At 61.9% G+C, this 10640-nt stretch carries 16 protein-coding genes and 1 tRNA gene; 11 read left to right on the forward strand and 6 right to left on the reverse strand.

Annotated features, from left to right (window positions below; translation table 11 throughout):
* Nucleotides 1-12: 12 nt before the first annotated feature.
* The gene (locus WT97_RS27855) at nt 13-441 is read right to left on the reverse strand and encodes a hypothetical protein (RefSeq protein ID WP_034207173.1); all 429 of its coding nucleotides are present in this window, start codon (nt 439-441) and stop codon (nt 13-15) included.
* Between the two features lie 340 nt (nt 442-781).
* Here WT97_RS27855 and ssuD point away from each other — a divergent pair, with 340 nt between their 5' ends.
* From ssuD to WT97_RS27895, 8 genes are all read left to right on the forward strand, one after another.
* Complete coding sequence (ssuD, locus tag WT97_RS27860) at nt 782-1939, forward strand: FMNH2-dependent alkanesulfonate monooxygenase (RefSeq protein WP_059789944.1); 1158 nt, start codon at nt 782-784, stop codon at nt 1937-1939.
* A gap of 15 nt (nt 1940-1954) precedes the next feature.
* On the forward strand, nt 1955-2767 hold the full coding sequence (ssuC, locus tag WT97_RS27865) for an aliphatic sulfonate ABC transporter permease SsuC (RefSeq protein WP_059789794.1): 813 nt from the start codon (nt 1955-1957) through the stop codon (nt 2765-2767).
* Nucleotides 2764-3723, forward strand: coding sequence for an ATP-binding cassette domain-containing protein (locus WT97_RS27870; protein WP_060354805.1), 960 nt, complete (start codon nt 2764-2766; stop codon nt 3721-3723). The genes ssuC and WT97_RS27870 overlap by 4 nt, the downstream gene beginning before the upstream one ends.
* A gap of 57 nt (nt 3724-3780) precedes the next feature.
* Nucleotides 3781-3996, forward strand: coding sequence for a molybdopterin-binding protein (locus tag WT97_RS27875; RefSeq protein WP_006476104.1), 216 nt, complete (start codon nt 3781-3783; stop codon nt 3994-3996).
* Between the two features lie 147 nt (nt 3997-4143).
* Nucleotides 4144-4341: a hypothetical protein gene (locus WT97_RS27880; RefSeq protein ID WP_059499097.1), complete on the forward strand. Its 198-nt coding sequence runs from the start codon at nt 4144-4146 to the stop codon at nt 4339-4341.
* Nucleotides 4342-4396: 55 nt separating this feature from the next.
* The gene (locus tag WT97_RS27885; RefSeq protein ID WP_059789796.1) at nt 4397-4642 is read left to right on the forward strand and encodes a hypothetical protein; all 246 of its coding nucleotides are present in this window, start codon (nt 4397-4399) and stop codon (nt 4640-4642) included.
* Nucleotides 4643-4770: 128 nt separating this feature from the next.
* Nucleotides 4771-5757, forward strand: coding sequence for a tRNA dihydrouridine(20/20a) synthase DusA (dusA, locus tag WT97_RS27890; RefSeq protein WP_059785570.1), 987 nt, complete (start codon nt 4771-4773; stop codon nt 5755-5757).
* A 54-nt stretch (nt 5758-5811) separates the two neighbouring features.
* Nucleotides 5812-5887, forward strand: a tRNA-His gene (locus WT97_RS27895).
* A 25-nt stretch (nt 5888-5912) separates the two neighbouring features.
* On the opposite strand, the gene WT97_RS27900 is transcribed toward WT97_RS27895, so the two are convergent.
* On the reverse strand, nt 5913-7091 hold the full coding sequence (locus WT97_RS27900) for a site-specific integrase (protein WP_059789797.1): 1179 nt from the start codon (nt 7089-7091) through the stop codon (nt 5913-5915).
* On the reverse strand, nt 7067-7276 hold the full coding sequence (locus WT97_RS27905) for a hypothetical protein (protein WP_059789798.1): 210 nt from the start codon (nt 7274-7276) through the stop codon (nt 7067-7069). The genes WT97_RS27900 and WT97_RS27905 overlap by 25 nt, the downstream gene beginning before the upstream one ends.
* Nucleotides 7277-7313: 37 nt before the next feature.
* Between WT97_RS27905 and WT97_RS27910 the strand changes: the two genes are divergently transcribed.
* Both WT97_RS27910 and WT97_RS34360 read left to right on the forward strand, forming a co-directional pair.
* A complete protein-coding gene (locus WT97_RS27910; RefSeq protein ID WP_059789799.1) occupies nt 7314-7523 on the forward strand; it encodes a hypothetical protein in 210 nt (69 codons plus the stop codon).
* A 62-nt stretch (nt 7524-7585) separates the two neighbouring features.
* Complete coding sequence (locus WT97_RS34360; RefSeq protein ID WP_156440330.1) at nt 7586-7846, forward strand: hypothetical protein; 261 nt, start codon at nt 7586-7588, stop codon at nt 7844-7846.
* Nucleotides 7847-8312: 466 nt separating this feature from the next.
* Here WT97_RS34360 and WT97_RS35025 read toward each other — a convergent pair whose 3' ends face one another.
* Together WT97_RS35025 and WT97_RS27920 are read right to left on the reverse strand one after the other, a co-directional pair.
* Nucleotides 8313-8444, reverse strand: a complete 132-nt coding sequence (locus WT97_RS35025) for a hypothetical protein (protein ID WP_257128132.1) — start codon at nt 8442-8444, stop codon at nt 8313-8315.
* A gap of 18 nt (nt 8445-8462) precedes the next feature.
* On the reverse strand, nt 8463-9347 hold the full coding sequence (locus WT97_RS27920) for a phosphoadenosine phosphosulfate reductase family protein (protein WP_059789800.1): 885 nt from the start codon (nt 9345-9347) through the stop codon (nt 8463-8465).
* A 203-nt stretch (nt 9348-9550) separates the two neighbouring features.
* Between WT97_RS27920 and WT97_RS27925 the strand changes: the two genes are divergently transcribed.
* On the forward strand, nt 9551-10090 hold the full coding sequence (locus WT97_RS27925) for a hypothetical protein (RefSeq protein WP_060354806.1): 540 nt from the start codon (nt 9551-9553) through the stop codon (nt 10088-10090).
* A gap of 37 nt (nt 10091-10127) precedes the next feature.
* On the opposite strand, the gene WT97_RS33660 is transcribed toward WT97_RS27925, so the two are convergent.
* Nucleotides 10128-10589, reverse strand: a complete 462-nt coding sequence (locus WT97_RS33660) for a VUT family protein (RefSeq protein ID WP_156440331.1) — start codon at nt 10587-10589, stop codon at nt 10128-10130.
* Nucleotides 10590-10640: the final 51 nt, after the last annotated feature.

Here is a 10640-nt window from a genome sequence, read left to right on the forward strand (position 1 = left end):
TCCGGCCCGGCGTTATTCGTCGCCCGCGTCGTCCGACATGAAGGCGCGCATGAACACGAGCGCACCGAAGCCCCACACCGCGTTCGCCGCGAAGCCGGCCGCGAGCACGGGCATCATGTTGCCCGACGGCCAGATACCGCGCAGCGGATCGATCGCGAACACGCGGGCGGCCGTCAGCACGATTCCGCCGAACACGAGCGCGCCGACCCACGATGCCTCGCGTTCCGGCGAGACGCGCAACAACCACGCCATCGGAATCGCACAGCACGCGCTGATCAGCGCATTCGCGACAAATTCAGGAATGCCGAGCGGCGCGAACGGTTGTGTCGAGAAGCCGGTCGCGGCGATCAGGTCGGCCGTGTGAAGGAGGGCGAGGGTGGCCTCGCGGAAGAACAGGGCGGCCAGGAAGCCGGACAGGAAGGGCAGGATGACTTTCTGCATCGATGAGCGCATCGCAGGCGCGCACGGCTGGGGCCGGGCGCGCGGAGTTATTCGGATAGGTGCGTCATTATAGGGCCCCGCCGCGGCGATATTCGCTCCAGCGTCGTGCTAATCACGAAAGCGGAAAACCTAAGCTCAAAAAAATCGTTCCAAAGCCCTGTACCGATCCCTAGACTGATTTCCCGGAAACAGCCGTGCGATCGCGTCCTCGTCCGCTGCACGGCCTGACCGGCGAGCCATCCCGATTCGAATGCACACCATGCATGCGTCGCTCATCCACGACGCGAGCAGGGCGATGTTTTTTCAAATTTCGGCAGTGACAGTCAAGCAGGAGCAGCAGATGAATGTGTTCTGGTTTATCCCCACGCACGGCGACAGCCGCTATCTCGGCACGGCCGAAGGCGCACGTGCCGCGGACTACGATTACTTCAAGCAGGTCGCCGTGGCGGCGGACACGCTCGGCTACGACGGCGTGCTGCTGCCGACCGGTCGTTCCTGCGAGGATGCGTGGGTCGTCGCGTCGAGCCTCATTCCGGCAACGCAGCGCCTGAAGTTCCTGGTCGCCGTGCGCCCCGGCATCGCTTCGCCGGGGCTGGCCGCGCGGATGGCCGCGACGTTCGACCGCCTGTCGGGCGGCCGCCTGCTGATCAACGTCGTCACGGGCGGCGATGCGGCCGAGCTCGAAGGCGACGGTCTCTTCGCCGATCACGACACGCGCTACGAGATCACCGACGATTTCCTGAACATCTGGCGCGGGCTGTTGACCGCGTCGCACGACAACGGCGGGTTCGACTATATCGGCAAGCACCTGCAGTCGAAAGGCGGCAAGGCGCTTTATCCGCCCGTGCAGCACCCGCATCCGCCGCTGTGGTTCGGCGGCTCGTCGCCGGCCGCTCACGCGATCGCCGCCGATCACATCGATACCTACCTGACCTGGGGCGAGCCGCCCGAGGCCGTCGCGAAGAAGATCGCCGACATCCGCGCCCGTGCCGACGCGCGCGGCCGCAAGATCAAGTTCGGCATCCGCCTGCACGTGATCGTGCGCGAGACCGAGGACGAAGCGTGGCGCGACGCCGAGCGGCTGATCAGCCGGCTCGACGACGACACGATCGCGCGTGCGCAGAAGGCGTTCGCGAACATGGATTCGGAAGGCCAGCGCCGGATGGCCGCGCTGCACGGCGGCAAGCGCGGCGGCCGCGACGCGCTCGAGGTCTATCCGAACCTGTGGGCCGGCGTGGGGCTCGTGCGCGGCGGCGCCGGCACGGCGCTCGTCGGCAATCCCGAGCAGGTCGCCGAACGCATGCGCGAATACGCGGATCTCGGCATCGAGACGTTCATCCTGTCCGGCTATCCGCACCTCGAGGAGTCGTATCGCTTCGCGGAGCTCGTGTTCCCGCTGATCAAGGGCAAGGGCGTCGAGAAGGCGGCCGGCCCGCTGTCGGGGCCGTTCGGCGAGATCGTCGGCAACAACTATCTGCCGAAGACGAGCCAAAGCTGAGCGAGGAGGCTTGCGATGACAACGAAAACGTCGGCGACGGGTATCGCCGTGGCCGCCCGCGCATGGCGCGGCGTCGCGCCGTGGCTCGTGCCGCTCGCGTTGCTGGTGGCGTGGGAAGTCGGTGCGCGCACCGGCTGGCTGTCGACCCGCGTGCTGCCCGAGCCGGTGGCGGTCGTGCGCGCGGCGTGGTCGCTCGTGACGTCGGGCGAAATGTGGGCGAACGTGAAAGTGAGCACGTGGCGCGCGCTGTTCGGCTTCGCGATCGGCGGCGGCGTCGGCCTCGCGCTGGGGCTTGCGACCGGGCTGTCGAAAGCCGCCGAGGTCGCGCTCGATTCGACGATCCAGATGATCCGCAACATCCCGGCGCTCGCGATGATCCCGCTCGTGATCCTGTGGTTCGGCATCGACGAGAAGGCGAAGCTGTTCCTCGTCGCGCTCGGCGTGTTCTTCCCCGTCTACATCAATACCTATCACGGGATCCGTTCGGTCGACGCGAACCTGATCGAGATGGCGAAGAGCTACGGCGTGCGCGGCTTCGCGCTGTACCGCGACGTGATCCTGCCCGGCGCGTTGCCGTCGATCCTCGTCGGCGTGCGCTTCGCGCTCGGGCTGATGTGGGTGATGCTGATCGTCGCGGAGACGATCTCCGCTCAGTCGGGCATCGGCTACATGACGATGAACGCACGCGAATTCCTGCAAACCGACGTGGTGGTGGTCGGCATCCTGCTGTACGCGGTGCTCGGCAAGCTGGCCGACGTGCTGGCGAAATGGCTCGAACGCGTGACGCTGCGCTGGCACCCCGCTTATCAATCAGGAGCAAAGGCATGAATGCGACGACCTCGGCGGCCGCCTACGGCCCGCTCGCCGGCGCAGACCTCGAGGCCGAGCTGGCGCAGGCCCGCGTTGCGGACGGCGATGCGCGCGATGCGGCGATCCTCGAACGTGACGGCAGCGCATCGGTCGTGCCGCTCGCGCGGCGGCGCGCGGGCGCCCCGGCTTCCGACGATGCGGTCACCTTGTCGGGCGTCAGCAAGCGCTTCGGCGCCCGCACGGTGCTCGACAACGTCGAGCTCGGCATCGCGCGCGGCAGCTTCGTCGCGATCGTCGGCCGCAGCGGCTGCGGGAAATCGACGCTGCTGCGTCTCGTCGCGGGGCTCGAGCAGCCGAGCAGCGGCGCGCTCGTGACGCGCGGCGAGGGCGGCGGCGTGCTCGATACGCGGATCATGTACCAGGATGCGCGCCTGTTGCCATGGAAGACCGTGCTGCAGAACGTGATGCTGGGCCTCGGCCGCGGCGCGCGCGACCAGGCCCGCGCGGTGCTCGACGAAGTCGGGCTGCTGGAACGCGCGAACGACTGGCCCGCTCAACTGTCGGGCGGTCAGCGGCAGCGTGTCGCACTGGCCCGCGCGCTCGTGCACCGGCCGCAACTGCTGCTGCTCGACGAGCCGCTAGGCGCACTCGATGCGCTTACCCGCATCGAAATGCATGCGCTGATCGAGCGCCTGTGGCGCGAGCACCGGTTCACCGCGCTGCTCGTCACGCACGACGTGCAGGAGGCCGTTGCGCTCGGCGACCGCATCCTGCTGATCGAGCAGGGGCGCGTGGCGCTCGACCAGTCGGTGCCGCTCGACCGGCCGCGTGCCCGTGCGTCGGCTGCATTCGCGGCGCTGGAGGATCGCGTGCTGAAACGCGTGCTCGCCCGCGGCGCCGGTACGGCCGATCAACACGCGGAACAAGCAGCAGACGAGGTTCGACCGGTCGGGCAGATCCGCTGGGCCGTTTAATTCCGGGCGGCTCCGGCCGCCCGTTCTGAGATTTTTTTCTTCGGAGCGATCATCCCGATGAGCATCACTGCAATCAACGTACGGAACCAGTTCAAGGGCAAGGTCAAGGAGATCATTCGCGGGTCCGTGGTTTCCGAAGTCGACGTCGAGACGCCGTTCGGCATCGTCACGTCGGTGATCACCACCCGTTCGGTGGACGAACTCGAACTGAAGGTCGGCGCCGAAGTCGTCGCGCTCGTGAAGTCGACGGAAGTGTCGATCGCGCGCCTCTGAGCGCGTGTGTCGCGCATCGGTGCGGCGCCGCCGGGTAGGCACGTGCCCGGTGGCGCCGCACGTGCATCCGCGCAGCGCGTTTGCCTCGGTATTCGACTCCCGGACGAAGTGCTAGGATGGAACGACACCGATGCCGGAGGCGAACGCATGACCCCCATCCTTTCCCCCGAAGCCATCGAGGCGCTGAAATGGATCGACCAGTTCGGCGACAGCCGGCCGGTTCCCGCCGCATTCGACGGCGTCGTCCATGCGTTGCTGAACGACGGGCTGATCTATCTGGCGACGGCCGACCGGGTCGATCTGACGGCCGATGGCCGGTCTTTCTTGTCCGACGAATACGATTGAGCGCGCGGCGCCGGCCGCTCAGGCGGCCTCGCGCGGCGTCGTCACGGAGCGTGCGATGGAACCGAGAGGCAGCGACCTCGGCGATTTCAGCGAGCCGTACCGCGGTTTCGAGATCGAGGTGAAGACCGAGCAGGTCTGGGACGGCGAGCATGCGCACTATCGCGTGCTGCAAGGCGAGGCCGTGCGGATCGACTGGCGGCCGGTCAAGGTCGACGGGATGCTGTTGACCGAGCGGCGCGTGATCGAATGCGTGCTCGACGAGGCACGCCGGGCGGTCGATGCGGAACTGGGCGACGGCTAGCGCACGCGTCGGGCGGGGGCGGCCAGTATTGCGGTAAAATATCCGGTTGTTTCCGCGCCGTCTGGCCTGTACCCGATTCCATGTCCGTTCCGTCCTCGCTTCCTCCCCGCCGTGTATCCGTCGCGCCGATGCTCGACTGGACCGACCGTCATTGCCGGTCGTTTCACCGCACGCTGACGCGCAACACGTGGCTGTATACGGAGATGATCACGACGGGCGCGTTGCTGTTCGGCGACGCCCAGCGGCATCTTGCGTTCACGCCGAGCGAATCGCCGATCGCGCTGCAACTGGGCGGCAGCGAGCGGGACGATCTCGCGCGCGCGGCGAAGCTCGGCGAGCAGTGGGGCTACGACGAAATCAACCTGAATTGCGGGTGTCCGTCCGAGCGCGTGCAGCGCGGCGCGTTCGGCGCATGCCTGATGAACGAGCCGCAACTCGTCGCCGACTGCGTGAAGGCGATGCGCGATGCGGTGTCGGTGCCGGTGACGGTCAAGCACCGGATCGGTGTCGATGCGGTCGAGGACTACGCATTCGTGCGCGACTTCGTCGGTACGGTGGCCGAGGCCGGTTGCGAGACGTTCGTCGTGCACGCCCGCAACGCGATCCTGAAGGGGTTGTCGCCGAAGGAGAATCGCGAGATCCCGCCGCTCAAGTATGACTATGCGTATCGGTTGAAGCGCGATTTTCCGTCGCTGGAGATCGTGATCAACGGCGGCATCACGACGCTCGATGAAGTCGAGCAGCATCTCGAGCACGTCGATGGCGTGATGCTCGGCCGCGAGGCATATCACAACCCGTACGTGCTGGCGGAGGTCGATGCGCGCTTCTACGGATCGAGCGCAGCGGTGCCGACGCGCGAAGAGGCCGAGGCGCAACTGATCGCGTATTGCGCGGCCGAGCTGAAGCGCGGCACCTACCTCGGCGCGATCGTGCGGCACGCACTCGGGCTGTATCGTGGCATGCCGGGCGCGCGTGGCTGGCGTCGCGTGCTATCCGACAACAAGAAGCTCGCGCGCGGCGATCTGGCCGTGTTCGACGAGGCACGCGCGCATCTGAACGAAGCCGAAGAAATTTTTGAAAAAAAGGCTTTGCAAGATTCAAAAGTGTTCGTATAATCTTGTTCTTCGCTGCTGAAACAAAACAGCGAAACGAAGCAAGCAGTATCAGTGGTGGCTGTAGCTCAGTTGGTAGAGTCCAGGATTGTGATTCCTGTCGTCGTGGGTTCGAGTCCCATCAGCCACCCCAACGAATGCATTAACAAAACAGGCGCTTAGGCGCCTGTTTTGCTTTGCGGGGGACAACTCGGGGACAATAACGTCGATTCGAGCCTCGCCATCTCTAGAGCGTTCTGCTCGCCATCCATCCATTTCGCGTACGTTGTCAGGAACATCTCGATGCTGTGCCCGAGCTGTTTCGCGCAAAAGGCTGGGGTCATTCCGGCCATCAGCATTGCCGTCGCGTAGCTATGCCGCATGTTGTACGGCCGCCGGTAGCGAATTCCGAGTCGTTTCAGAATCGGTGTCCAGAAGCTTCGTCGGAATGCACGCTCGTCCTCCCACCGGGTGCTGTACCGCGGATCATGAAAGATCGCGGCGCCAGCTATTTGGGTGAATGAGCGCTGACGTGTCAATGCGGCTAGTGCCCGGCTGTTCAGGCGAACCGTGCGCGCGACTGCTGTTTTGGTTCGATCCTTGTGCTCGCCGCGGACTAGCGCTTCGGCGACCAGGATGGTCGCGTTCTGCAAATCCACATTTAGCCACTGCAGGCCAAATATCTCCGATGTCCGAAGGCCGGTCCAGAACCAGAACTCGATGAGGTTGTGGACCTGTCCGGCATGGGCGCGCTCGGCCTCATCGATGATTTTTTCAGACTCGTCGCGGGAAAACGGATCCGGAGAGGGCTTTTGGTGTTTCGCGCGAGGCACATTTGCCGCGGGATTGTCGGTCAACACGTTGTCGGAGACGGCCAAGTCAAGCGCCTTTCTCATCACCGACACGTAATTGTTGACCGTTTTGCCGCTCAGGTCAGGCCGGCCCGCAATGGCAGTCAATATGTGGCTCAACTTCAATCTGCGGAGGGGAGTCGGTCCGAGCGGATTCTGATTCTTATCGCACGCTGCGGCCTTCCAGAATCGGATGGCACTCTCGTATCCGTCTTTCGTCGACGATTCGATTCGCTGGGCGGCGAGCCAGGTGTCGAGCCAGCCGCCGACAGTCAGTGTGCTGGGTGCTCCAGAGGTCGGAAAATATTCGACCAAACTGAAGGTTCCAAGCCTGATCCGATCGACGATCTCGGCAATCAGGCGGTGGGCGTATTTGACGTTTGCTGGAGTGGGCGGCATCGGTTTGCCGTTCAGCATCAGCGTTTGCCGCTCTCTTTTGCCGTCGAGTGTGAAGTTCAGGCGGATGGATGACGTGCGAATTTCTACGCCGCCGCTTGCTCTACCCATAGTTGATACCCTTTGATGGAAATGAAAATGCCGCCGTCAGGCGAGCGCCGGTACTCTCGACCTTCGAGCCACTTTCCGTCCTCGATTTTTCGGCGGATAGCCTTCTCGGTCAGGCCGGTGATCACGGCGGCGAGCGCCACGGTGACGTAGGCGGCCGGTGCAATCAGAGTAGGTGAGTCGACCATGCTACGATCCCTCTGTCTCAAAAAAAGCGTTGAACCAATGCTGAAGATATTTGTGATGCGCGGGTACGAGATGAACTGTGAGCCGCGCGTGACTGAGGACGGCAGGTTTGCCGCTCAGGTCGAGGTGACGAAGTTGGGGTTCAGCCGGGAGGCCGCGTTTCGCTCGCTCGGCGAGTTCGACACGGAGGCCGAGGCCGTCGCGTATACGAAGAATTTCTCGCAGGAGCGGCTGAGCCGCTACGGTTGAATGCGGGCATCTCAGATGGACTGAGGCCTTCGAAGTGGTCAACTTGTTTTTGGTGAAGTGGAATGAAAGTTAAAGAACCGAAATCGGCGGACGAGCTGCATCAGATTGTGTTGGGTCTGCTGAATCGATATTCGATCACTCGCGCTCAGCGTCAGGTAAAGATCGTTGCGCATCCACGGGACGAATTCGATCGCAATTGGAACGCTATTCCGGGCGAGGTGCGAGAAGGGCCAGACGCTGTGGCGTTTACTCTGATTTTCGGCCAAGCGGTAACAAACGTAATTGATTACGCGAGAGATTGTTACGAACTGGCGTCTAGTTGAATTCAGTTCAGTCAGTCGGGGCAGTGGCGTTCAGCTCAGGAGGTGCGGCGAGAAGGACGCTGGCGCGCGGCATGAATCGGTACGCGCAGAACACCCACCTGCAGCGCACCTGTGCAGGTCATTTTCGAACTCGTCTCACTGCGGAGGTCGACACGTGTGTTGACAATGCCTTCGCGGGTAGCGTGAGCACCACTATCCGCTGCCTCGCTCGCAAGTTCGGGGGCCGGGCTCTTTTCGTTTTGGGTGGTCGTCATGCTGGTCCTTATGCGTTCGTGGCATACACTGCGTACGGCCCGTCTTCGCTGTCGCCGATCTCGATCAGCCACCAACCCGTGTCTGGTTCGGGGTTCCACAGCGACACACCTTCACTGCGCTCGAAGTACGCGACGTAGGCCAAATGGTCTTCGTTCTCACTTTCGAGGTGGTGGTACGACGTCTTGATGCCGGCCTGGACTTCGAGCTCGGCTCATTGTTCTTTCGTGCACTGCTCGGCGCCGTCCATCGTGACTTGCCAGAAATGGCGCAGGTCCGGGTGCATGAAATAGCCGTCCTTGTCGTGAATGACGGGAATCGGTCGGAGAATTTTTCCGGTGGTCATAGTGTGGTCCTCAGATGGTCAGGCTGGAATTTCGGTGAAGTCGAACAGTTGCAACTGTCCTGCGCTGAATGCTTCGCAACTTTCCGAGCAACCACCATCTGAATCGGTGTCTTCGGGAAGTACGCGGAAGCCTTCGGCAGCCAGGCGGGCGGCAAAGAGTTGATCGGTTGACCGTCCAAGGCGAAAGAACACTTTTCGTTCGCCGGTCGATCCGGCTCCAGCGAACGGATATTGCTGTTCCATCCGGCGAGGGAAATCGTAAACTTCGGGGCAGTCGTCGATGTTTGCAAAGTGCTTCCGATCAGATTTTTTCCAACACCACTTGCAGTTGCCTAGGCGCTCGATTAAGTCGAGGTTGAACGCCTGATCGGCCCACCATTCGTTGATGTCCTGTTTGTCGACGGGCTGCCAGTGAATGAGTGGGTAGACGATTTGGTCTTTCTCAGCGCGCGGACTGACGCGCCTCTGTTCGTCTGCACGAATCCCAATGGCCACGTCATACGTGCCACGCTTCCATCCAATCGATTCCGCATAAGCGTAGATGGGACGCAGCTTCAGTTCGCGCGTGCAATGTGGGAAGTTCCGATTCGGGATTCCGTACTTCCGGATCATCTGCTCGAACGGTTCGCCGGAACGTGACGCGCCTTCGAACGACACTACGCGGAAACTCGTCGCTTTGCGCTGGCCATGAATCACGTCCACCTCGACCCATACGATGTTGAGGCCGAATTCCTTGTCACATTGATCAACGAAACGGAGCGTGTTTTCGTGTTCCTCGCCCGTGTTCGCAAAGATGAACAGGAGCTCGTATTGATCGGCGTATGCTTGCTTCAACAGGCGGGACATGTATGCAGACGTCCGGCCACCGCTGAAGCTCACAAGGAGTCTTGGCTTGGTGTTCATCACGCTCTTTATGTGAAATGAAGCGGGCGCCTAACGAACTGCTCATGGTGAGAGCGCTACATCCGACGCAATGGATTCAAAGTGGTTTGGGAATGCGCCGGCACTGAATTGCCGGGCGGGATTGTTCTGTGCTCGTCGTTGAGCGCGGAAGCCGCTGTATCATCAGCAAATCAACAACAACGGGGAACGACGTGAGGAAACAAGTGGGTTCAACGATCTATCTGGAGCGGGCGCTGTTCGTGATTGCGCCCAGGAATCACGGAAAGAGTACGACGCTCCGCTCTCTATTCCTCGATCACAGACTTGGTCGACAGGGGAAGATCCCCGATGAGCTGAAACTAAACGACGATTACTACCTCGGCAACGAGCGACGCCTCTATCTACGACTGACTTCTCCGCACGAAGCAGATGAGAATCTCGATCACTTTTTGGGCAAGTGCAATGAGAAGATGGGAGGTCCGGGACGGTGGAACTTTGCTGGGCCGCTGCATCCCGCTGCGTATAAGAGAATGCCTGATGCCGTCACTGCGATTGATGCGTTCGTCAATTTTTTCCAGCCGGAGCGCGTCCGAGTCGCTCTGCTTTCCCCGAATCATCAAGGAACCAATGAGCTAGAGTGGGATGGAAATAGAGACCTGTCTTCCGATCTGCTCGGCATCGATGGAGTTGAGGTGATTCGGATCGACGTGCGGAAACGTAACAAGAACGGTTTGCTGCTAGCGGACTTCTTCGACTTCACTTGACGAAATATTACTGCCGCGCCATGTTTCCCGGCGGTTTTCAGGTAGTTCGAGCCTTACGAAAGACGATCCATGACCATAAGGCGCCGCCGGCCACTTTCGCGACGAATTGCAGTGTTGCAATCATTGGGAAAATCGCCCCAAATGCAATAAGTGGAAAGATGATGGAATCGACTGCTGCACCGGCGACGTTTGCACCATTCGCCCGTGTAAGGATCGGAACGTGACGCGCAATCTGAAACACAATTGCGCTTGCTACTGCCGCGGCACTGAACGCGGCAAGCGAGGCAAATGCGATCTCCTTGGACGAGGGGTTGAGCACATAGCTGACCAGGCCGGCTACCGCTATCAAGGCAAACATCCGCGTCCATAGGGCGCGGCCGCGCCAGTCTAGGTGCAGGCGATCTCGAATCGCGAGATCAAGTCCGATGAGCAGAAACGCAATGATTGGCGTAGCCGCAGGCCCAAAATGGGCGACGGCTGATATGACTCCCGCTGTCAATCGGGATTGGTGTTCGGGTTTTCCACGCGTTATTGTTCAAATTTCCTGAGG

It is taken from the genome of Burkholderia sp. MSMB1459WGS (genome assembly GCF_001534535.1).
Lineage (GTDB): Bacteria > Pseudomonadota > Gammaproteobacteria > Burkholderiales > Burkholderiaceae > Burkholderia.